The sequence below is a fragment of the Amycolatopsis sp. M39 genome (genome assembly GCF_001651785.1).
Taxonomy (GTDB): Bacteria; Actinomycetota; Actinomycetes; order Mycobacteriales; family Pseudonocardiaceae; genus Amycolatopsis; species Amycolatopsis rubida.
Genome location: NZ_LWSF01000030.1, coordinates 73,125 through 93,955, shown reverse-complemented (window position 1 = coordinate 93,955; position 20,831 = coordinate 73,125). Strand labels below are relative to the sequence as shown.

The following is a 20,831-nucleotide window of genomic DNA, read 5'->3' as shown; positions in this document are numbered from 1 at the left end:
GGAGCGCGGCCAGTTCGTCCAGCAGCGTCCGGGCCAGCGCCCGCAACGCTGGGGGCGCCGGCCGCGGTCCTGCCCCGCTCACGGCGGGTGCCGGATCGCCGCCGGCGGCGATCCAGCGCTCCCGCACCGAGGTCACGTCCTTGCCCTCCGCAGCGGACTGGACGAACTCGTGCGCGAGCAGGTCTTCGGGCTGAGCCCAGGTGAGCCTCATGCCGCGTCCAGCGCGTCGAGCGCGGCGAGGCGTGCCTTCGCCCGCGCGCGGTCGGCCTTCACGATGTCGGTTGCGGCCGACGCGAGCAGCCACCCGGTCTCGCGCAGGTCCGTCTTGCTGGCCTCGCCGACCGGATCGATCCACTCGTCCGGCACCGAGGCCGCCCCGCCGAGACCGGCGCAGAGCGCACCCGCCATCGACGCGATCGAGTCGGCGTCCCGGCCGTAGTTCACCGAGGCCAGCACGGCACCGCGGTAATCGCCCTGATGGCCCAGCACAAACCCCAGCGCGGCAGGCAATTCCTCGATCGCCTTGGTCCGCGACGGCCGCCGCGCGTCCATCGACATCTGCCGGTACTCCGGCCCGACCGAATCGAACGGCGCGACCACTTCGCGGATCTTCCGCGCGAGCGCACGCTCCGCGTCGTCGGTCTCGGGCGCGGCGTTCCATCCCTGGAAGGCGTCGACCACAGCCTGCATCGCCGCCAAAGTCCCGTCGTGCGACACCGCGAGCGCCGCCTGCACGACGTCGTCGATCGAGGCACCCGGCGCGACCGAAGCGGCGACCATCGCGGCCAGCACCCCGGCGGCCTCCCGGCCGTAGCTCGACTGGTGCGGCGCGGTCAGGTCGATCGCCTCGGCATACGCTGCCTGCGGATCACCTGGGTTCACGACGCCGACCGGCGCGATGTACATCGCCGCGCCGCAGTTCACGATGTTGCCGACGCCTGCCTCCCGCGGGTCCACATGCCCGTAGTGCAGCTTCGCGACGATCCACTTCTCGGCGAGGAACACCCGCTGCAGCAACAGCGCCGTCGACTCCAGCTCCGGCACCCAGCGCGGTTCGCCGATCATCAGCGGAACCAGGTCCTCGGCCATCGAGTACGCGTCGAGGTGCGTGCGGCGCTTCGCGTACACCTCCACGATCGCGCGGGTCATCAAGGTGTCGTCGGTGATATGCCCGTCGCCCTTGTGGTACGGCGCGATCGGGCGCGCGTCCCGCCAGTTCGGGTACCACGGCGGAACGATCCCGGTCACCCGGCCGCCGTGCCGCTCCTCGATCTGCTCGGGCGTCCACCCTTCGGTCGCGCCGCCGAGCGCGTCCCCCACTGCCGCGCCGGTGATCACTGCCACCGCGCGGTCCTCCAGCCAGGTCACCGGCTTGCGTCCCTTCGTTCCCCGGCGCGGGCAGGCCGCCCGCGCCTGTTGTGCGCACCGGGACCGGACGTGTGCCCGGCCCCGGCGCGGCGGTCACTTGCCGACGCTCGTCCAGCCGTCCTTCAGCTGCTGCGCCAGCGTGTTCGCGTCGATCTGGTTCGCCAGGAAGCGCTGGTAGGCGGGCGTCGCGACAGTGTCCTTCCACTGCGCGTACTTGCCGGCGAACAGATACGGCGCCGAGGTCAGGTACTTGCCCGAGGCCAGGATCGTGCTCCAGCCCTTCTTGGCGCTGAGCTTCTTGTCGAGCGCTTCCCGAGCGGAGTTGCTCGCCGGGATCAGCGTGTCGGCCTCGTTGAGCGCGGCGAGGTTCTCCGTGTTGGTGAAGAAGTCCAGGAACTTCGCGGCCTGCTCGACGTGCTTGGAGTCCTTGTTGACCGACAGCGTCTGCGGGTTCGCCGCCTGCGCCGGTCCGGCCGGGCCGGCGATCGGCGGCAGCGCGATCCAGTCGAGGTCCTTCGGCGCGTCCTTCTCGATGTTCGCCGCCTGATACGAGCCCTGCACGGTCATCGCGACCTGGCCCGCGTAGAACGGGGCCAGCGCCTTGCCGCCGGACTGGGTCAGCGTCACCGGCAGGATCGAGTGGTCGGTCGCGTTCATGTCGCGCACCAGCTGCGGCAGCGCCATTTCGCCCTGGCCGACGGTGATCTGCGCCTGGTCGCCGGTGCCCTCGAAGTACTTGCCGCCGAACGCCGGGGCCATCGCCACGAACGTCGCGGCCGGGCTCGACAGGCCCCAGCCGAGACCGTACTTGCCGTCCTTCGTGGCGGTCTTGGCCAGCTGGCGCAGCTGGTCCCAGGTCATCGTTTCGCCGGTCGGGATCTGCGCGCCGGACTGCTCAAGCAGCTTCTTGTTCGCGAAGACCACATAGGACTGCAGTTCGGTCGGGTAGGCGACGACCTTGCTGTCGACCGTCACTGAGTCGAGCACGCCCTTCGGGATGTCCGCGCGCTTCTGCTCGGACAGGTAGGGGGAGAGGTCGGCGAGGTAGCCGTCGGTCGCGAACGGACCGATCCCGGCCGCCTCGTAGTGCACGATGTCCGGCGCGGTGCCCGCGTTGAACTGGGTGATCAGCTTGTCGTAGGCGCTGTCCCAGCCGGCCTGGACGACCTTCACCTGAGTGTCGGGATGCGCCTGGTTCCACGCTCCGACGATCTTGTTCGTGGCCGCGATCGCGGCGGGCTGGTCCGACAGGGACTGGAACGTGAGGGTGACCGGACCGCCGTCCCCGCTGTCACCGCCGCTGCCGCACGCGGCGGCGAGCAGGCTGGTGAGAGCGAGGCTGGCGGCGACGGCCGCGCGTCGTGTCTTCATCGACCGACCTTTCGAAGGTGTTTCCGATGGGGTGGGGCTCATCCCTTCACCGCCCCGGCCATGAGGCCGCCGGTGAGTTTCTTCCGCAGGAGGCTGAAGAAGGCGATGCTCGGGATCGCCGCGAGCACCGCGCCCGCGGCCAGCGGGCCGAGGGCGACTTTGCCCTCGCCGCCGATGAACATGGTGAGCGTGATCGGCAGCGTGTAGTTCTCCGGCGACTGCAGCAGCACCAGCGCGAAGAAGAACTCGTTCCACGAGGACACGAAGCTGAACATCGCCGTCGCGACCACGCCGGGGGCCAGCAGCGGGAACACGATGGTGCGCAGCACGGTGAACCGGTTCGCGCCGTCCATCGCCCCGGCCTCCTCCAGCTCGACCGGGATCGCCGCGACGTAGCCCTGCAGCATCCACAACGCGAACGGGAGGATGTAGGTGGTGTGCACGAGCGTCAGCCCGACGAGGCTGTCGGCGAGGCCGAGCGTCCGCAGCACGAGGAACAGCGGCAGGATCACCAGCACCACCGGGAACACCTGGCTGACCAGGATCCAGGTGACGCCCGCGACGCGCAGCTTGCCCTTGAGCCGGGCCAGCACGTAGGCCGCCGGCACCGAGATCAGGACCGCCAGCACGGTGCTGGCCAGCGCGACCAGCAGGCTGTTGAACGCCGAATGCAGCAGGCCCTGGCGGGAGAGCGCTTCGCCGTAGTTGTCCCAGTGCCATTCGCCCGGGACCAGGTTGACCGACAGCGAGTTCAGCTCCGCCGACGACTTCACCGACGCGGAAATCAGCCACAGCAGCGGAAAACCGAGGAACAGCAGGTACAGCACGAGAGCCAGGTACTGCGCGGGGCGCACGGACCAGCGCATGGATCACCGCCCCCTTTCCGGGCGGTCGCCGCGGAACTGCGACCGCAGGTAGATCGCGAGCAGCGCGACGACCACGATCACGAGGACCAGCCCCATCGCGGCGGCGTAGCCGATTTCGCGGTTCTTGAACGCTTCGAGGTAGACGAACAGCACCGGGACCATGGTTTTGCCGCCCGGTCCGCCCGCGGTGAGCACGTAGACGAGCGAGAAGGAATTGAAATTCCAGATGAAGTTCAGGGAGGTGATGGAACTGACGATCGGGCGCATGCTCGGCCAGGTCACCGCGGCGAACCGCCGCCACGCACCGGCGCCGTCCACCGCTGCCGCCTCGTGCAGTTCGGCCGGGATCTGTTGCAGGCCGGCCAGAAGCGTCACCGTGGTTTGCGGCATGCCGACCCAGACGCCGACCACGATCACCGCGGGCAAGGCGGTGGTGAAATCGCCGAGCCAGTTGATTCCGTCCGGCAATCCGATACTGCCGAGGAACGCGTTGAGCGGACCGCCGTTGGCCGAGTAGATCATTTGCCACATAATCGCGACGACCACCGGTGGCATCGCCCACGGAATCAGCGCGAGCACCCGCGTGAGGCCCTGGAGTTTGAGTCCGGAGTTGAGCAGCAGCGCGAGCCCCATCGCGGCGGCCAGCTGCAGGACGGTCACCCCGACCGTCCAGATCAGACCGATCCGGAGCGAGTCCCAGAACAGCGAGTTCCCGCCGAGGCGGACGAAGTTGTCGATCCCGGCGAAGCCGAAGTCCGGATGCCGCACCAGCCGGGTGTCGGTGAAGGCCAGCACGACGGCGATCACCAGCGGGGCGACCGACAGCACCAGGATCGGGATCAGCGACGGCATCACCAGCGCGATCGCCTCGCGCCGGCGGGTGCGGGCCTGAGTGGTCTTCTTCGGGCGCGGCGGGGGAGCGGGAGCGACCCGCGGCCGCGTCGCGGTGGTCATTCTGCGTCCTCCGCGGTCTGGTCCGGAGTGGAGTCCCGGGTGGATTCCCGGACGAACAGCTCGGTCCCGACCGAGATCTGCCGCGCCGGAGCCTCCGCGTCGTCGGTCAGCCCGAGCATGAGCCGGGCGGCGGCGCGCCCGCGCTCGGCCGAACCGAGGGACACGCTGGTCAGCCGGGGCAGGAAAACCTGCCCGAGTTCGGTGTCGTCCATCCCGGTCACGGCGACGTCGTGCGGGATGCTCAGCCCGAGCTCCCGGGCGGCGCGGATGGCGCCGATGGCGAGCAGGTCGTTGGCCGCCACGATCGCGTCCGGCCGGTGCGGACGGTCGAGCAGCTTCCGTGCCGCCTCGATCCCCGCCGCGACGGTGAAATCGGCCGCGACCTCGACGTCGGTCTGCGCGGCGAAGTCCTTCGCGGACACCGCCTCGTCGAATCCGCGCTGGCGCGAGGAGCCCGGCGTGGTGTCGAGCGGCCCGTTGAGGAACCCGATCCGGCGGCGGCCCAGCGAAACCACGTGCTGCACCGCCGCGCCGATCCCGGCCGCGGAATCGGTGGAGACCGAACTGATCCCGCGGTCGCTCATCGCCCGGCCGATCACCACGACCGGCACCGGGGCCCGGCCGATCTGCTCGATCAGCTCGTCGTCGGTGCGCAGCGGGATCACGATCATCCCGTCGGCGAACCCGCCGTGCAGGCTGTGCAAGAGTTCGGCGGTCGACGCCGCGGTGTCCCCGGTGGACATCACCACGACCCGGTACCCGTGCGGCGCGAGGACTTCGTGGATGCCGCGCATGATCTCGACGTAGACCGGGTTGCCGATGTCCGCCACCGCGAACGCGATCTGCGACGTCTTCTTCAGCCGCAGCGACCGCCCGATCGCGTCCGCGCTGTACCCGAGTTCCGCCGCGGCGGCCCGCACGCGCTCGACCATCGCCTTGCTCGCGCCGGTCCCGTGCAGCGCGCGCGAGGTCGAAGCCAGCGACACGCCGGCGCGCTCGGCCACCTGGATCAGCGTGGCTCGGGTTGACGTCATCGTCCCTCCCAGTCGGACACAGCACCAAGCGGTGCGGAAACCGTGCTTGGAAACGTTTCCAATCGACGTTCCAGCAGATCTGGAAACGTTTCCAAGCGGTGTCCGAATAATGTCACCCGGATGGCGGACGTGTCAACGGAGCTGCCGCGGGGCCGGGGATCCGTGACGTCAGCGTGATGTGTGCCGAGTTAGCCGGATCGCCGGTCCGCGCGGACGACGTCCGCGGCCGAGGGAGCCTCGTCCGGGTCGGTCAGCCACTGCAGTGCGGTCCCGACCAGCAGCGAGTAGTAGTGCGCGCCGACCGCGTGGACGTCCTTCGGGTCGGCGTCCGGTCCGAGGTCGCCGAAGGCGTTCGCGAGCGCGACGCGCGCCTGCCGCTGGCCTTCCGCGTTGATCTTCCGGATCGTCTCGTCGTGCTGTAAGTAGCTGACGCTCTCGAAGTTCACGAACCACAGTTCGCGGTGCTCCTGGATCGACTCGATGATCCGCGCCCAGCGCCGCTCCGGCCCGGCTTTCTCGTCGGCGGGGTCGGCGAGAACGGCGAACAACATGTCGCCCCACTCCGTGTTGAGGTCGAACAACGTCTGGGTGAGCAGCTGTTCTTTCGAGCCGAAGTGGTAGTTGATCGACGCCTGGTTCGCCCCGGACGCGGCAACGAGGTCCCGCACTGTAGTGCGCGCGTAACCGGCCTTGAGGAGGCATTCCCGGGCGGCGGTGATCAGGTTCTCGCGGTGTCCCACACGTGCTACCGTATCATGTAAACGTTCGTTTTAAACGATCGTTCATGACCCTTGGGAGGACTTGAGATGACCGCACCCGCGATCCGCGCCCGGCGGCTGTGTTGCCGCTTCGACGGCGAAGGCGGTCCGGTCGACGCACTGCGGGGCGTGGACCTGGACGTTCCGCGCGGTGCTTTCGCCGCGATCATGGGCCCGTCGGGCTCGGGGAAAACCACGTTGCTGCATTGCGCGGCCGGTCTGCGCGCCCCGACCGAGGGGACCGTCGAACTGGACGGCACCGATCTGTCCGCTTTGGATGAACCACGGCTGGCCGGACTGCGCCGGCAGCGGATCGGTTTCGTGTTCCAGCAGTTCAACCTGCTGCCCGCGCTGACCGCGCGGGAGAACATCGAACTGCCGTTGCGCTTGGACGGTCGAGACCCGGACCCGCGGCGCACCGCGGCCTTGCTGGCGCAGGTCGGTCTCGCGCAGCGCGGAGGACACCGGCCGGGCCAGCTTTCCGGCGGCCAGCAGCAGCGGGTGGCGGTGGCCCGGGCGCTGGTGACGGACCCGGAGGTCGTGTTCGCCGACGAACCGACCGGCGCGCTGGACATCCGCAGCGCGCGGGAAGTGCTGGGCTTGCTGCGGCAATTGGCGGACCGAGGCCAGACGATCGTGATGGTGACCCACGACCCGGTGGCCGCGTCTTACGCCGACGCGGTCCTGTTCCTGGCTGACGGCCTGGTGGTCGATCAGCTGACCCGGCCGGCCGCGGCGGCGGTGGCGAACCGGATGGCTGTGCTGGTCGAGTCGGCCGAGCGGGCGGCGAATGCCGTGGGCGCCCGATGAGGTGGCGTGGCCGGGAGCCCGAAGCGGACCTGCTGCCTGGCCAATCGCGGAGCGGCAGACAGGTTCTGTGTGCCTGGCAAGTGAATCCGACGGGAGACTGACATGCTGAGACTTGCTCTGCGGCTCTTCGGCCACCACCGCGCCGCCGCGGTGGCCACCGGGCTGGTCGCGCTCGCCGGAATGGCACTGGTGGTCGCGATGGCCGCCCTGCTCGGAACCGGCCTCTCCGGCGGCACCGCCCCGGCCGACCGGGGATTCCTCATCCAGTTCCCGCTCATCCTGGGCGGCTGGGTGGTGGCGATCGTCGTGTTCGCGATGGTGTCGACCATCGGCGTCACGCTTGCCGCGCGGTCCGGCGAGATCGGCGGGTTGCGGCTGATCGGTGCGGTGCCGCGGAACATCCGCGTGCTCGTTTCGGCCGAAACCCTCGCGATCACCGCCGTGGCCGCGCTGCCCGGCCTGGGGCTCGGCTACCTGCTCGGGCTCCTGCTCCTGACCGGCGTGCGGTCGACCGGCCTCACCTCGCCGAGCACGTCGTACGCGCCCGGCATCGTGCTGCCGATGATCGGCGTCGCGGTGGTGCTGCTGGCCGGAGTTCTCGCGGCGTGGATCGGGAGTCGCGGTCCGGCTCGGCGAAGTCCGGTGGAAGAAGCGTCGTCCGGTCCGCGCCGGGCCGGGTCGGCGCGGCCGCGACGGATTGCCGCGAGTGTGTTGCTGGCAACGGGTTTCGGGTCGGCAAGCGCGGTGCTCGCCCTGCCTGCCGACGCCATCGCGACCACCGGCCTGACTGGTCCCGCCGTGGTGCTGTGCTCGATCGGGTTCGCGATTCTGGCACCGGAACTGCTCGCGGCGGCCAACCGGATCGTCGGCCGGCTTTCGCGCGGTGCGAAGAGCGCCGAGGCGCATCTGGCGGGCGTGAACCTGCGCGCCGCTCCGGAACGCGCCCGTCCGATCGTCACCTTCCTGACGCTGCTGGTCGGCGTTTCCGCGGGCACGCTGGCCATGCAGGGCATCGAAAACCAGCACAGCGTCCCGGGCAGCACCGCCGAGGTGCTGGCGTCGATCAACTACCTGGTGGTCGCCCTGATCTCGCTCTTCATGGCGATCGCGCTGACCAACAACCTGGTGGCCGCGATCGGCGACCGCCGGACGGAGTTCGCGACGCTGTCGCTGATCGGCTCGACCGTCCGGCAGGTCCGCGGCATGCTCCTGCGCGAGACCGCCGCCGCCACCCTGCTGGCGATTGCCGTCGCGATCGTGGGCTCGGTGCTGTGCGTGCTGCCGTTCTCGATCGGCAAAACGGGCAGTCCGGCGGCCGCGTTCAGCATCTGGCCGTTCGCGGCGAGTGCGGTTTTCGGGGGAGGAGTGGCGCTGCTCGTGACGGCTTTGGCCGGGGCACGGGTGATCCGCGCCGCGGCGGTGGCCGCCTAGCGGTCGCGGCTCTGCGGAATCGGGGAGGTTCCTGCGATACTCGGCGCATGATCTTGATTGTCCTCAAAGCACAGATCCGCCCCGGCAAGCGCGCCGAATGGCTCGAAGGAATCCAGCGCTACACCGAGCAGGTGCGCGGCGAACCGGGCAATGTGTCGTTCGACTATTACCAGAACGGCGGCGACGAGAACGAGTTCGTCCTCGTCGAGGTCTTCGCCGACAGCGCCGCCGGGGACGCGCACGTCGCCACCGCGCACGCGCGGGAGTTCTTCCCGTTCATGTCGACGGTCGTGGCGAAGAAGCCCGAGATCAACTACCAGAACCTCGACGGCGCGGCCTGGTCGGAAATGGCCGAGGTCACGCCGGTGGAATAGCGGCTTGGCTCCGCACTCCGGATGTAGGTGAGGGGAGCCCTGAGGGAATCTGATTCCCTCAGGGCTCCCCTCACGTACTTTTCGGTCGTGTGGTGCGCGGGACTGTTCGCTGAGTCGACTCCCGCAGCCGCAGCTCCGGAGTCAAGAACACCGGACCCGCCGGCGTCTCAGCACCGGACAGCCGCGCCAGCATCAAGTCCACCGCGCGCTCGGCCAGCGCTTCGTGCGTCAGGTCCATCGCGGTGATCGGCGGTGTGCTCGTGCGGGCGTGTTCGCTGTCGGTCAGCGCGGCGAGCAGCAGATCGTCCGGGATGCGCAGGCCCTGTGCGGCGGCGGCTTCGACGATGAGCGGGGCGAAATCGCTGGTCGCGACCACGATCGCGGCGGGCCGGTCCGGGCCGGACAGCAGGGGCTGCACCAGTTCGGGTACGTCGCCTGGGGTCAGGCCCTCGCTGAGCAAGGCGGTCCGCGGCGGCAGCGCGCGCCGTTCGCACCACGCGAGATAGGTTTCGCGCGGTCGCCGGTTCCAGGCGTTGTCCTCGGTGCCGGACAGCAGCAGCACGTCGCGCGCGCCCTGGTCGTAGAGGTGGTCCAGCAGCGCCTCGACCACCGGCGGATAGTCCAGCCGCACCGACCACGGCAGGTCCGGCTGCTCGGGGTCCTCCTCGACGGTCACCACTGGCAGGCCGCGGCCGAGCAGTTCGGCCAGCGCGGTGTCGCCGCCGTAGGGGTGGGCCACGATGCAGCCGTCCATCGGCACGCTCGCCACCGCCGGGTCGTGCAGGTCGGGCACGTGGATCAGGCCGGTTTTGTGCCGCAGCATCTCGGTCGCGATCGACCCGACGAGCCGGTTGAACGTCTCGGCGCGGTCGGGCGTGCCCGCCACCGCGTAGCGCGGCCGCAGGATGAGCCCGACCAGCCCGGACCGGCCGGTGCGCAGCGAGCGCGCGTTCGGGTTCGGGTCGTAGCCCAGCTCCGCCGCGGCCTCGCGCACCCGCGCCTTGGTCGCCGCCGAAATGGGCCTGCGCCCGGAAAGCGCGTGCGAAACCGTGCTGATCGAAACCCCGGCGCGCTCGGCGACCTCCCGGATCGTCACCGGCCGTTTGCCGCCCTCCGTGTCCACCGTCGTTCCCCTTCGCCCTGCCTCCGGACGGCCCAGTATCGCCCACCGGGCGGCCCCGGAGGTCTTGACACCGCACCGGCGCGCGGGTTTGATGCCGCGAAAGCTCATCAAAACGTTTTGATGATGATAGGAGCCGCCATGGCCGCCGCGCACGAGCCCGCCCCGCCCACCGCCGCCGCGCCGACTGTCGGCGACGTCTGCACCGGGATGGGGCTGACCCGACGGCATTGGCTCGCCGGCTCGGTGCTGTTTTTCGCGTTCGTCGTCGAAGCCTGGGAACAGGTCGGGCTCGTCTACGTTTCGAACGGGATCTCGGGCGAATTCGGGGTGGACAACACGAAACTGGGCTGGGCCTTGTCCGCGGTCGCGTTCGGCATGGTGCCCGGCGCGCTGCTGTGGGGCGGGCTGATCGACCGGCTCGGCCGCCGTCGCGTGACGGTCGCGAGCCTGCTGATCTACGCGGTGCTCGCGCTGGCCGCGGGGCTTTCGCCGGCGTTCTGGCCGTTTGTCGCGCTGCGGTTCCTCTCCGGCGTCGCGTTCGGCGGGGTTTACGCGGTCACGTTCCCGTACTTCCTCGAACTGCTGCCCACCGCTCGCCGCGGCCAGGGCGCGGTCGCGCTCAGCATCGGGTTTCCGATCGGCACGCTTCTGTGCATCGGCGTGAGCCAGTCGCTCGGGACGATCAGCTGGCGTGCGGTCGCCGTTGTCGCCGCGCTGGCCGGGCTGTGGGCGTTCGCCGTGCTGCGCTGGGTGCCCGAATCGCCGTACTGGCTCGCGCGGCGCGGGCGGCACGCGGAGGCCGCCGCCGTGTTGCGGGGTCTCGGTGCGGACATCCCGGCCAGCACCACGTTCTCCGTCGAGGACGCCGACCGCGAGGCGGGCGCGGTGCGCAACCTGTTCCGTGCGCCGGTGCGCCGTCGGTTCCTGCCGATGCTGCTCACGTCGTTCACTTTCAGCTGGGGTTATTGGGGTTTGCAGACGTGGCTGCCGGTCCTGCTGCAGAACCGCGGGCTGAGCGTGTCCGGCGCGCTGTGGTTCGTCGCGGTGACGCAGGTGGTGTCCGTGCCCGGCTACCTGCTCGCCGCGTGGCTGACCCGCCGCCACGGGCGCAAGCGGATCTTCCTGCTGTTCGCGCTCGCCTCGGCGATCGGCGGCGTGCTGTTCGGTCTCGCCACCGGTTCCACGCAGCTTTACGCGGGCAACCTGATCCTCGCGTTCTTCTCGCTCGGCGCCTGGGGCATCTGGAACACCTGGTCGGCCGAGGTCCTGCCGACCGGGCTGCGCGGCGTCGGCTATTCCTGGTCCACCTCGGCGATCCTGCTGGCGAACACCGTTTCGGTGCCGGTGATCGGCGCGATGATGGACCACGGCGTGGCGTCCTCGCTGACCGTCGCGTCGATCGTGGCCTTCCTGGTCGTCGCGCTGCTCGCCGTCCTTCCGCTGCCCGAGACCGAGGGTCGCGCGCTCACCTGATTTCCCTTATCCGACAAGGAGTTCCCATGACCTACCGGGTCGCCATGGACATCGGCGGCACCTTCACCGACGTGGTCGTCCACGACGGCGCGACGCAGCGGCTGCGCGCGGGCAAGGTGCTCACCACCCCCGACGACCTCGCGCGCGGCGTTTTCGGCGCGCTGGAAGGATTCGACCTGCCGTTCGCGGAGATCGAGTTCTTCGTGCACGGCACCACGCAAGGCCTGAACGCGCTGCTCGAACGGCGCGGCGCGAAGGTGCTGATCCTGACCACGAAGGGGATCGGCGACGTCTACCGGATCGCGCGCGGCAACCGGAACCGGCTGTTCGACCTGCATTATCGCAAGCCCGCGCCGCTCGTCGGCCCGGAAGCGGTCGCGGAGGTCGCCGGACGGCTCGACGCCACCGGAGCGGAACTCGAACCGCTCGACGAGGACGCCGTGCGGACGGTCGCGAAACGCGTGCGCGAAGAGGGCTTCGAGGCCGTCGCGGTGTGTTTCCTGTTCTCCTACTTGGATTCCGGGCACGAACGGCGGGCAGGCGAGATCCTGCGCGACGAGCTGGGCGACGACGCGCTGGTCGTGCTCTCCCACGAGGTCGCGCCGGAATGGCGGGAGTACGAGCGGACGTCGACTGCCGTGCTCGAGGCCTACACCGGCCCGTCGGTGCACCGTTATCTCGACCGCATCGAAGCGCGGTTCACCGAGAAGGGCCTGCACGTCCCGGTGCACGTCATGCAGTCGTCCGGCGGCCTGGTCAACGCCGGGTTCGCACGGCGGCATCCGTTGCAGACGCTGCTGTCCGGTCCGGTCGGCGGCACGATGGGCGGCGTCGCGGCGGCGAAACTGCTCGGCCGTCCGGACCTGATCTGCGTGGACATGGGCGGGACCTCGTTCGACGTCTCGCTGGTGATGGACTACGCCGCCGATGTTTCGCCGGACGGCGAGGCGGAGGGATTCCCGCTGCTGATGCCGCTGGTCAACCTGCACACTGTGGGCGCGGGCGGCGGTTCGCTCGCATACGCCGAGGGCGACGCGCTGCGGGTCGGGCCCGAGTCGGCGGGCGCGGTGCCCGGTCCGGCGTGCTACGGCCGCGGCGGTGCCCAAGCGACGGTCACCGACGCGAACTGCGTGCTCGGCCGGGTCGATCCCGAGTCGTTCGCCGGCGGGGGCATGCCGCTCGACCTGGACGCCGCGCACACCGCCGTCTCGACGCTGGCGCAGCAGCTCGGCATGGATCCGGTCGAGCTGGCGTCCGGGATCTGCGACGTCGGCAACGCCAAGATGGCGCAGGCGATCCGCACCCTGACCGTCGAGCACGGCCGGGAACCGGGCCAGTTCGCCCTGCTCGCGTTCGGCGGTGCGGGACCGATGCACGCGGCGTTCATCGCGCGGGAAATCGGCATCACCGAGGTGATCGTGCCGCGGTTCCCCGGCGCGTTCTCGGCGTGGGGAATGCTGGAGGCCGACGTCCGGCGGGACTTCACCATGCAGTTCTTCGCCACCGGAGCCGAACTCGACACCCGCGCGTTGCGTACCGCTCTCGACTCGCTTCGCGATCAGGCGCTGGAGGCGTTGCGGGAACAGGGAATCCCCGAGGACCGCCGGTCGGTGACGCACGGCGTCGACATGCGGTACGAAAGCCAGGACTACACCCTGACCGTCCCGATCCTGGACGGCGATCCCGTTGACAGCCCGGAATTCCTGCCCGCGGTCGAGGCGCGGTTCGCCGAGATCCACCACCAGCGCTACGGCCACGCCACCCCCGGCGCGCCAGTGCAGTTCGTCGCGCTCCGCACCACCGGACACGGCGTCGTCGACCGTTCCGCGGCGGCCGCCGAAGCGAACCCCGAGCGGCCGGATCGAGTGGTCCGCGACGTCGTCTTCGCCGGACAGCCGGTGCCCACCACGATCGTGGCGCGCTCGTCGCTCGGCCCCGGAACCCGGTTGCCGGGACCCGCGATCGTGCACGAGGAAACCGCCACCACGGTCGTCCCGCCGGACGCCGAACTCGCCGTCGACGACCACGGCTTCCTGGTCGTCACCCTCGCGGCCGCCGGCCACTTGCAGGAGGAGCACGCGTGAGCATCAGCCCCGTCACCACCGAAATCATCCGCTCGGCGCTGATCCAGGCGGCCGAGGACATGAACATGACCCTGATCCGGTCGTCCTACACGCCGACGATCTACGAGGGCAAGGACTGCGCCGTCGCGCTGCTGGACCGGCGGCACCGCGTCCTCGGCCAGTCCTCCGGGCTGCCGATTTTCCTGGGAAACCTGGAGATCTGCACCAGGCACACCGAGGACCTGTTCGGCGCGGACGTCTGGCAGCCCGGCGACGTGTGGGTGCTCAACGACTCCTACATCGGCGGCACGCACCTCAACGACTGCACCGTGTACGCGCCGATTTTCGTCGGCGAGGACCTGGCCGGCTTCGCGGCTTCGCGCGCGCACTGGATCGACATGGGTTCCAAGGACCCCGGCGGTTCGATGGATTCCACCACCATCTACCAAGAGGGCCTCCGGATGGGTCCGACGCGGATCGTCGCCGGTGGCGTCGAATGCGCCGACATCCTCCGGCTGATCGAGACGAACGTGCGGTTTCCGTATGTGACCCTCGGGGACATGCGCGCGCAGATCGCGTGTGCCCGGATGGGCGTGCGGCGGCTGGGCGAGCTGTTCGCCCGCTACGGCGCGGAAACCGTCGACGCCGCGCGCGAGCAGATCTTCGCCCAGACCGAACGGCTGGAACGCGAACGGATCGCGGCGATCCCGGACGGCGACTACGAAGCGACCGGCTACCTGGACAACGACGCGCTCGACCCGGACACGCCGCTGAAGGTGCGCGTGCGGGTCGCCGTCGAGGGCGAATCGATGACGATCGACCTGACCGACTGCGCCGACCAGGCCACCGGCCCGGTCAACTGCGGCCGCTCCCAAGCGATTTCGGCCGCACGGGTCGGGTACAAACTGCTGATCTCGCCGCAGGTCAGCCTGAACGGCGGTTCGTTCGCGCCGCTGGACGTGCGGGTCCGCGACGGGTCGATGCTCGGCGCCCGGGAGCCGGCGGCCTGCCAGTACTACTACTCGAGCCTCGGCATGCTCATCGATCTCGTGGTGGCCGCGCTCGCCCCCGCGATGCCGGACCGGGTCGCCGCGGCCAGCTACGGCGATTCGATGATCGTGCAGTTCGCCGGCGACCACCCGCGGACGGGGGAACCGTTCGTGACGCTGGAGGCGACCGTCGGCGGCTGGGGCGCCTGGGATGGCGGCGACGGGGAGACAGCGCTGATCAACAACGTCAACGGCTCGCTGCGCGACCTGCCGGTCGAGGTGGTCGAAACGCTGTATCCGGTACGGGTGAACGAATACCGCATCCGCACGGGTTCGGGCGGCGCGGGCCGCTGGCGCGGGGGCGACGGGGTGATCCGGGAGTACGTGATGGCCGCGGATCAGGACCTGTCGCTGTGGTGGGAACGCTCGGTGACGCCCGCGTGGGGCCTGTTCGGCGGGTCGTCGGGCGCTCCGCCGCGCGTGGTGCTGAACCCGGGGACGGCCGACGCTCGGGAGATGCTGAAGGTGAACAGCCTCCGGGTGCGCCGGGATGATGTGCTGCGCTGCGAGTCTGGCGGGGGAGGGGGTTACGGGGTGCCGGAAGCTGCTGGCGCGTAGCTTTCCACTCCGGCACGGGCTCCGTCGAGCGCACCGGTGGAAGTCCGTGAGGGGAATGCTGAGGGAACCTGATTCCGTCAGGGTTCCCCTCACGGACCTCTGCGCAGGTGATCCGGGTGCACTGGAAAGACCCGGACCCTGGTCGAATGGGCGGACGACGAGATCACCGACGGCGACCGGGAATGGGTGCGGACTCGGCATGCTGGACCTGCGCTTCTGCACCGCGCCGAGCCGCGGCGCGGATCGCCGGGCTGGACGCGTACCTCCGCGAACAGACTCCGCACATCGGGCGGTGGCTGGACACCTCGGAGCTGACCGCCGAGCGGGCTGCGGACGAGATTCCTGCCCGCGCCGAAGCGGCGGTCTGACCGGCGTCAGTTCGGGGGCCGCTGCGGCCCTTCGCCCGGGTCGGACTGCGGCGGCAGCGGCTGGGCGTAACCGGACTGCTGACCGGGATCCGCCTGCGGATAACCAGGCTGCGGCTGCCCCGGCTGCGGCTGAGCGGGATAGCCCGGCTGCGCGTACCCGGTCTGCGGATACCCGGCCTGGCCGTACCCGGTCTGCGGATACCCGGGCTGCCCGCCCATCGGATGCCCGCCCGGCGCGAAACCGGGCTGCGGCGCGCGATTGCCCTTCACGACCGCGAGCACGACCAGCAGCCACGACAGGATTTCGAGAAGGCTGAGCGAGATGCTCACGACGAGGACGATCGTCTGCACCTCGTCGGCGCTCAGGTGGTCCGAGGCCATCCAGGACGGCACGTTCGACAGCATGAGCTGCCAGGCGATGCTCAGCGCCGTCGTGACGAGCATGACCGCGAAGGCGGCCACCATCAGCCCGGAGCCGCCGCGCGAGCGCCTGCCGATCGAGAGGATCAGCCCGAACAGCCCCACGATCAGCAGCAATGCCTGCGGGATGATCTCGAGGATCGTGTACGTGAAGGTCGTCATACCTGCTCTCCGCTCACCGAACGTCAGGCAGATCCTAGGAGACGTCCCCGTCCCTCGTGGCCGGTTCGCCGAGGAGGCCGGTCTCGAAACGGCGTCAACTCCGGTATCCGGCGAACCGCTCGTCGACCTCCTCGGCGGTCAGGCCGAAGTCGGCGAGGTCGTAGCGGTGCCTCGGCTTCGCGTCGCCGGTGCGGCTCCGCTCGTGCAGCGCGGTCATCGCTTCGCGCGCCTGCGGTGCGAGATTCAGGCCGAAGTGCTGATAGACGCCCTCGACGGTGCCGATCGGGTCGGCGACGAAGTCCTCGTACCGGACGTCGCAGAACTGCGCGGGGTCGTGCCGGGCGCGGGCGGCGGCGAACTGTTCCGCGCCGCGGGCCCACAGGTCGAGCTGGCTGCGGCCGACGACCTCGCCGCGGAAGGTGTCCGACCAGCCCTCCGAAGCCTGTTCGGTGAGGCTGCAGACCGAGGCGATAATGGTGCTGGGCGCGCGATGGGTCTGCACGACCAGCGCGTCCGGATAGACCTCCAGCAGCGCGTCGAGGGCGAACAGGTGGCTCGGGTTCTTGAGCACCCAGCGGCGGCCGGCGTCGGGCAGGCCGATGAGCTGCAGGTTGCGCCGGTGCCTGCGGTAGGCGTCGGTCCAGTCCTGGCCGTCGAGCCAGCGCGAGTAGCCAGGCACGTGCGCGAGGCATTCGTACGAGACGGATTTCAGCGACTGCCGCAGCAACTGCCAGCATTCCTCGACCTGGCCGGCCGACATGTGGTGCAAGCCCATGAACTCCGGATGGTCGACATGGTGCTGGTCGTATCCGGCCTGAATCGCTTGGAACACCGGGTTTTCCGGCCACGTCTCGCGCGGTGGGCGCGGCTGCGGCATTTCGGTCAGCCACACCTGGAGGCCCTGGTGTGCGGGGTCCTCGGTCAGCAGCCGGTGCAGCGCCGTGGTCCCGGTGCGCGGCAGGCCGGTCACGAAGACGGGCCGCTCGATGGGCACGTCGGCGTAGTGCGGATGCTGCTTCCACGAAGCTTCGCTCAGCAGCCGCGCGACCAGCGCGCCACGCAGGAAAGCACGGTGGACTTTGTTGCCGTACGGGGTCAAAGCGGCTTCGCCGGCATAGGAATCGAGCAGCACCCGGAGGCCTTCGAGATAGTCGTCGCCGCCGAAATCGTCGAGGCCGGTGAGTTTCGTGGCGGACGCGTGGAGGTCTTCGACCGTGCCGACGCTGTCTCGTCCTGGACGCATGCTCTTCCCCTCAGTGATGGTATTCGCCGGCGTTGACGTCGAGGCATTGCCCGGTGACGCAGCGGGCGAGCGCGGATGCGAGGAACACGACGGTGTCGGCGATCTCGTCCGGTTCCGGGAGGCGGCGCAGGTCGATCGTCTCCGCCGTCTCCGCGTACACCTGCTCCGCGGGCACGCCGCGTTCCTTGGCCAGGTAACCGAAATACCACTTGAGCGAGTCCGCCCAGATGTAGCCCGGGGCAACGGAATTCACTCGGATCCCTTGCGGGCCGAGTTCCGACGCGAGGCTCTGCGCGAGTGCGAGCAAACTCGCCTTCGCCATTTTGTACGCGCCGAAAGTGCGGCGCGAATGCCGCAGCACCGCCGAGTTGATCATCACGACCGAACCGGCGCTTTCGGCGAGCGCGGAGGTGCAGAGCCGGGTCAGCCGGAGTGCGGCGAGCACGTTGGTTTCGAACCCGGCGCGCACCGCGTCGAGGTCGACTTCGGCGAGATCGGTGATCGGCGGGATCGCGAAAGCGTTGTTCACCAAGGTGTCCAGCCGCCCGAACTCGCTCAGCGCGGTCTCGACGAGTTTGGTCGCCGAGGCGTCGTCGGTGATGTCGGCGGGGACCGAGACGGCACGTCGGCCGAGCGCTTCGACCTCGGCGGCGACCTCGGCGAGCCGGGATTCGGTGCGGGCCGCGAGGACGACGTCGGCCCCGGCCGCGGCGGAGCGCAGGGCGATGGAGCGGCCCAGTCCCGGGCCGATTCCGGAAACGAGAACGACTTTGCCGGTCAGGAGATCCACGGGGTCAGCCCAGCATCCTGGCCGCCACGGCGGCCTGTCGAGCGGCGATCCGCTGTGCCCATTCCTGCGGGGTCACGCGGGCCTCCTGGTGGTAAGGCAGCCGGTCGGCGAGGTCGCCGAACTTCACGACCTCGACTTCCGGGCCGTCCTCGGCGGTCAGGTCCCGGGAAAGCCGCTGCCAGCGGATCTGGACGTAGCCGCGGTCGTGGCCGGTGCGTTCGAGCCAGTTCGCGACGCCGGGGTCGCGTTCGCTGATCACGAACCGCATCCTGCCGTCCGGGTCGACGCGGGCCTGGTCGGCGGTGAGGCTGGTCTGGTGGTTCAGGTAGTCCAGCGAGACGTACCAGCTGCTGCCGAGCTGAATGCCCTGGTACGGCGCGTCCGAGCGGGGCACGGTGACGATCATGACCTCGTCGTCGGCGAGGTCGTAATGCCCGGCCGAGGAGTACTGCGTGGGCAGGCCGCCGGGCGTGCTGCGCGGTTCGGTCATCGTGTTCGCCGGCAGGTTCAGGTAGAACCACTTCGGGAAGGCGAGGAACGTCCGGATCCGGCTGAGCAGGATCTTCCCGGTGACCCCGTAGCGTTTCTCCATCGCGGTGCGCGACAACGCGGGCGGCGCCTGGCCGGCGGTGCCGGCGCAGCGGAGCCGGATCGAGCCGCGGCGTTCGGTCGCCCAGTCGCTGTAGACCTCGCGGACGACGAGCATCGACGAACCCGGGCCGAGCACGAAATAGCCGGGCTCCGGGTCGGGTTTGGCCGGGCCGAAGCGGATCTCGAAGGAACCGTCGGCGGCGACGGGGATGTCGCGGTCGTCGAAGGCGGTCATGCTGTCGGGCACCTCGACCGGCGTGTAGTCCCCGTTGAGGACCTGGAAGCTGAGGTCGGCGGTGGTGCCCCGGGCGCCGGTGACGACGTACTCGCGGTCCTCGCGGATGTTCGCGTTGAAGTACAGGGTGTCCGGGTTGTCCAGGCCCATTTTCGTGTACGGGCCGGTGGACTGGGCGAAGTACGGGAAGTCCCGGTCGTAGGCCCACGCGGTCTGGATCGAGGCCCGGATGCTGCCCGCGAGGTAGTCGTAGCCCTCGATCAGGTCCTGTTCGGTCCGGACGTGCGGCGCCTCGGCGATGATCTTTTCGGCTTCGGCGATCGCGCCGGCGAGCGGTTCGGTCAGCACCGGAGACTCCTCACACTGGTCCAGATCTGTACCGGAGTGGTACGTTCAGGGTCGATTGAGACTAGAACGCGTTCTAAGGACGGGTCAATGGCGGTTGCCCGGCGCTCCCCGCCTACGCAGCGGGTCGTGCGGCTGCTGGACTATTTCGCGGCCCGGCCGGGGCGGCGCTTCGGACTGTCCGCGCTGGCTCGCGAACTGGACCTGAGCAAACCGACCTGCCTCGGCATCCTGACCGAGCTGACCGCGGGCGGCTACGTGGTCCGCGACCCGAGTACCACGACCTACCGGCTCGGACCGGCGATGATCGCGGCCGGACGCGCGGCGGGAGAAGGCTTCGGCGCCAGCGAAATCGCGCGTACCCGCCTGGAAGAACTCAGCGCCCGGTACCAGGCGACGTGCACCGCGTCGGCGGTGGTCGACGGGCGCATCCTGATGCTGCAGAGCGCCGGGCCGGGCAAAGTGCGGCTCGGCGAGACGTATCCGTTCGCGCCGCCGGTCGGGCTGATGTACGTGCTGTGGGACGCCGGCTCCGCCTTCGACGCGTGGCTCGCGACGCCGCCCGCGGTGCCGGTCCGGCTGGACGAGGCGTACCTGCGGCGCGTGGTCGCGGAGTGCCGGGAACACGGCTATCTGGTGGAAAGCCTGACGTCGGCGGGCCGTCGGCTCTACACGCTGATGGCGGGCGTGGCGGCGGGAGATCTGCCGCCGGAGGTGCGCGGGCTGGTCGGCGAGCTGGTGTCGAGCCTGGGCGAGCGGGTGTACCTCGGCGCGGACCTGGAACCGCGGAAGAAGCACGCGGTGAGCCTGCTGGCCGCCCCGACCTTCGACGCGTCGGGACGGCAGGAACTGGTGCTGACGTTGTCGGTCGGGGAGCCGGTCACGGGCGCGGAGATCGCGCGGCGGGGTGCGGCGCTGGCCGCGGTCGCGGACGCGGTGACGGCCGAGGCGGGCGGGGTCCGTCCAGATCAGGCCGGCTGACCCCACATGTTCGCGGTCAGCTTCCAGCCCGGCTGGTCCTTCATCGAGACCAGGGTTTCGTACAGCCGCTCGTACCCCGTGCTGCTGATCCGCCACGCGCCGTCCTCGCGCCGGTAGGTGTCCTCGTAGTACGCGGCTCCCTCGATCACCACTCGGTGCTCGGCGACGATCACCTTGTCCTGGAACATCCACCGGCCGGTCGCGGTGCCGCCGTCGATCTCGATTTCCGGGTGGCCGGCGAAGTGCATCGTCGTGATGCCGGGGCCGACGGCGGTGCGCAGGAACTCCATGAGCGCGTCGCGGTTCTCGAAATTGAGCGGTTCGCCGTAGGAGGGCGTGCCGTAGTGCACGCGGGCGTCGGCGGTGAGCGTCTCCGCCATCTCGTCCCAGCGCTTCAGGTCGAGGCACCGGAGATAGCGGAATTTCACGCGGCGGATCTCTTCGAGTGCGGCCAGGTCCATGCG

20 protein-coding genes are annotated in these 20,831 nt (G+C 70.0%); 8 read left to right on the top strand and 12 right to left on the bottom strand.

What is annotated here, in order from left to right:
• Positions 1–207: 207 nt before the first annotated feature.
• The 6 genes from A4R44_RS39090 to A4R44_RS39065 all read right to left on the bottom strand — a co-directional run bounded on the left by A4R44_RS39090 (position 208) and on the right by A4R44_RS39065 (position 6,333).
• Positions 208–1,368, bottom strand: coding sequence for an ADP-ribosylglycohydrolase family protein (locus A4R44_RS39090; RefSeq protein ID WP_067592671.1), 1,161 nt, complete (start codon positions 1,366–1,368; stop codon positions 208–210).
• A 93-nt stretch (positions 1,369–1,461) separates the two neighbouring features.
• Positions 1,462–2,739: an ABC transporter substrate-binding protein gene (locus A4R44_RS39085; protein WP_067592668.1), complete on the bottom strand. Its 1,278-nt coding sequence runs from the start codon at positions 2,737–2,739 to the stop codon at positions 1,462–1,464.
• 38 nt (positions 2,740–2,777) lie between these two features.
• Positions 2,778–3,605: a carbohydrate ABC transporter permease gene (locus A4R44_RS39080; RefSeq protein ID WP_067592665.1), complete on the bottom strand. Its 828-nt coding sequence runs from the start codon at positions 3,603–3,605 to the stop codon at positions 2,778–2,780.
• 3 nt (positions 3,606–3,608) lie between these two features.
• Entirely contained in the window at positions 3,609–4,559 is a 951-nt protein-coding gene (locus A4R44_RS39075) for a carbohydrate ABC transporter permease (protein ID WP_067592662.1), read from the bottom strand.
• A complete protein-coding gene (locus A4R44_RS39070) occupies positions 4,556–5,593 on the bottom strand; it encodes a LacI family DNA-binding transcriptional regulator (protein WP_067592659.1) in 1,038 nt (345 codons plus the stop codon). The genes A4R44_RS39075 and A4R44_RS39070 overlap by 4 nt, the downstream gene beginning before the upstream one ends.
• Before the next feature lie 188 nt (positions 5,594–5,781).
• Positions 5,782–6,333: a TetR/AcrR family transcriptional regulator gene (locus tag A4R44_RS39065; protein WP_067592656.1), complete on the bottom strand. Its 552-nt coding sequence runs from the start codon at positions 6,331–6,333 to the stop codon at positions 5,782–5,784.
• Positions 6,334–6,399: 66 nt separating this feature from the next.
• On the opposite strand from A4R44_RS39065, the gene A4R44_RS39060 reads away from it, so the two are divergent.
• The 3 genes from A4R44_RS39060 (at position 6,400) to A4R44_RS39050 (ending at position 8,966) form a co-directional block, all read left to right on the top strand.
• Positions 6,400–7,161 carry an ABC transporter ATP-binding protein gene (locus tag A4R44_RS39060; RefSeq protein ID WP_067592653.1) on the top strand — a complete coding sequence of 254 codons (762 nt, stop codon included), beginning with the start codon at positions 6,400–6,402 and terminating at the stop codon, positions 7,159–7,161.
• 102 nt (positions 7,162–7,263) lie between these two features.
• Positions 7,264–8,592: an FtsX-like permease family protein gene (locus A4R44_RS39055; RefSeq protein WP_067592650.1), complete on the top strand. Its 1,329-nt coding sequence runs from the start codon at positions 7,264–7,266 to the stop codon at positions 8,590–8,592.
• A 47-nt stretch (positions 8,593–8,639) separates the two neighbouring features.
• On the top strand, positions 8,640–8,966 hold the full coding sequence (locus A4R44_RS39050) for a putative quinol monooxygenase (RefSeq protein WP_067592646.1): 327 nt from the start codon (positions 8,640–8,642) through the stop codon (positions 8,964–8,966).
• A 70-nt stretch (positions 8,967–9,036) separates the two neighbouring features.
• On the opposite strand, the gene A4R44_RS39045 is transcribed toward A4R44_RS39050, so the two are convergent.
• Positions 9,037–10,089 carry a LacI family DNA-binding transcriptional regulator gene (locus A4R44_RS39045; protein WP_067592643.1) on the bottom strand — a complete coding sequence of 351 codons (1,053 nt, stop codon included), beginning with the start codon at positions 10,087–10,089 and terminating at the stop codon, positions 9,037–9,039.
• 138 nt (positions 10,090–10,227) lie between these two features.
• Between A4R44_RS39045 and A4R44_RS39040 the strand changes: the two genes are divergently transcribed.
• The 4 genes from A4R44_RS39040 to A4R44_RS48590 all read left to right on the top strand — a co-directional run bounded on the left by A4R44_RS39040 (position 10,228) and on the right by A4R44_RS48590 (position 15,600).
• Positions 10,228–11,562, top strand: a complete 1,335-nt coding sequence (locus A4R44_RS39040) for an MFS transporter (protein WP_067592640.1) — start codon at positions 10,228–10,230, stop codon at positions 11,560–11,562.
• A gap of 26 nt (positions 11,563–11,588) precedes the next feature.
• The gene (locus A4R44_RS39035; protein WP_067592637.1) at positions 11,589–13,646 is read left to right on the top strand and encodes a hydantoinase/oxoprolinase family protein; all 2,058 of its coding nucleotides are present in this window, start codon (positions 11,589–11,591) and stop codon (positions 13,644–13,646) included.
• A complete protein-coding gene (locus A4R44_RS39030; protein ID WP_067592634.1) occupies positions 13,643–15,232 on the top strand; it encodes a hydantoinase B/oxoprolinase family protein in 1,590 nt (529 codons plus the stop codon). Before A4R44_RS39035 ends, A4R44_RS39030 begins: the two co-directional genes overlap by 4 nt.
• Positions 15,233–15,414: 182 nt before the next feature.
• Complete coding sequence (locus A4R44_RS48590) at positions 15,415–15,600, top strand: hypothetical protein (RefSeq protein ID WP_067592630.1); 186 nt, start codon at positions 15,415–15,417, stop codon at positions 15,598–15,600.
• A gap of 6 nt (positions 15,601–15,606) precedes the next feature.
• Here A4R44_RS48590 and A4R44_RS39020 read toward each other — a convergent pair whose 3' ends face one another.
• The 4 genes from A4R44_RS39020 to A4R44_RS39005 form a co-directional block, all read right to left on the bottom strand.
• Positions 15,607–16,182 (bottom strand): hypothetical protein, encoded by a 576-nt coding sequence (locus A4R44_RS39020; protein WP_067592627.1) that lies wholly within the window; start codon positions 16,180–16,182, stop codon positions 15,607–15,609.
• Between the two features lie 94 nt (positions 16,183–16,276).
• On the bottom strand, positions 16,277–17,425 hold the full coding sequence (locus A4R44_RS39015) for a sulfotransferase (protein WP_067592624.1): 1,149 nt from the start codon (positions 17,423–17,425) through the stop codon (positions 16,277–16,279).
• A gap of 10 nt (positions 17,426–17,435) precedes the next feature.
• Positions 17,436–18,215, bottom strand: a complete 780-nt coding sequence (locus tag A4R44_RS39010; RefSeq protein WP_067592621.1) for an SDR family oxidoreductase — start codon at positions 18,213–18,215, stop codon at positions 17,436–17,438.
• 4 nt (positions 18,216–18,219) lie between these two features.
• Positions 18,220–19,389: a DUF1214 domain-containing protein gene (locus tag A4R44_RS39005; protein WP_067592617.1), complete on the bottom strand. Its 1,170-nt coding sequence runs from the start codon at positions 19,387–19,389 to the stop codon at positions 18,220–18,222.
• Between the two features lie 87 nt (positions 19,390–19,476).
• Between A4R44_RS39005 and A4R44_RS39000 the strand changes: the two genes are divergently transcribed.
• On the top strand, positions 19,477–20,367 hold the full coding sequence (locus A4R44_RS39000) for a helix-turn-helix domain-containing protein (protein ID WP_067592614.1): 891 nt from the start codon (positions 19,477–19,479) through the stop codon (positions 20,365–20,367).
• Here A4R44_RS39000 and A4R44_RS38995 read toward each other — a convergent pair.
• Positions 20,355–20,828, bottom strand: coding sequence for a nuclear transport factor 2 family protein (locus tag A4R44_RS38995; RefSeq protein ID WP_067592610.1), 474 nt, complete (start codon positions 20,826–20,828; stop codon positions 20,355–20,357). The two genes, A4R44_RS39000 and A4R44_RS38995, sit on opposite strands and share 13 nt — an antisense overlap.
• Positions 20,829–20,831 lie beyond the last annotated feature (3 nt).

What these genes read in the sequence shown, in the direction of transcription:
- A4R44_RS39035 (WP_067592637.1), top strand. Translation starts at nt 11,589, where the DNA reads ATGACCTACCGGGTCGCCATGGACATCGGCGGCACCTTCACCGACGTG.
- A4R44_RS39075 (WP_067592662.1), bottom strand. Translation starts at nt 4,559, where the DNA reads ATGACCACCGCGACGCGGCCGCGGGTCGCTCCCGCTCCCCCGCCGCGC.
- A4R44_RS39020 (WP_067592627.1), bottom strand. Translation starts at nt 16,182, where the DNA reads ATGACGACCTTCACGTACACGATCCTCGAGATCATCCCGCAGGCATTG.
- A4R44_RS39055 (WP_067592650.1), top strand. Translation starts at nt 7,264, where the DNA reads ATGCTGAGACTTGCTCTGCGGCTCTTCGGCCACCACCGCGCCGCCGCG.
- A4R44_RS39050 (WP_067592646.1), top strand. Translation starts at nt 8,640, where the DNA reads ATGATCTTGATTGTCCTCAAAGCACAGATCCGCCCCGGCAAGCGCGCC.
- A4R44_RS39060 (WP_067592653.1), top strand. Translation starts at nt 6,400, where the DNA reads ATGACCGCACCCGCGATCCGCGCCCGGCGGCTGTGTTGCCGCTTCGAC.
- A4R44_RS39080 (WP_067592665.1), bottom strand. Translation starts at nt 3,605, where the DNA reads ATGCGCTGGTCCGTGCGCCCCGCGCAGTACCTGGCTCTCGTGCTGTAC.
- A4R44_RS39085 (WP_067592668.1), bottom strand. Translation starts at nt 2,739, where the DNA reads ATGAAGACACGACGCGCGGCCGTCGCCGCCAGCCTCGCTCTCACCAGC.
- A4R44_RS39000 (WP_067592614.1), top strand. Translation starts at nt 19,477, where the DNA reads ATGGCGGTTGCCCGGCGCTCCCCGCCTACGCAGCGGGTCGTGCGGCTG.
- A4R44_RS48590 (WP_067592630.1), top strand. Translation starts at nt 15,415, where the DNA reads ATGGGTGCGGACTCGGCATGCTGGACCTGCGCTTCTGCACCGCGCCGA.
- A4R44_RS39015 (WP_067592624.1), bottom strand. Translation starts at nt 17,425, where the DNA reads ATGCGTCCAGGACGAGACAGCGTCGGCACGGTCGAAGACCTCCACGCG.
- A4R44_RS39070 (WP_067592659.1), bottom strand. Translation starts at nt 5,593, where the DNA reads ATGACGTCAACCCGAGCCACGCTGATCCAGGTGGCCGAGCGCGCCGGC.
- A4R44_RS38995 (WP_067592610.1), bottom strand. Translation starts at nt 20,828, where the DNA reads ATGGACCTGGCCGCACTCGAAGAGATCCGCCGCGTGAAATTCCGCTAT.
- A4R44_RS39040 (WP_067592640.1), top strand. Translation starts at nt 10,228, where the DNA reads ATGGCCGCCGCGCACGAGCCCGCCCCGCCCACCGCCGCCGCGCCGACT.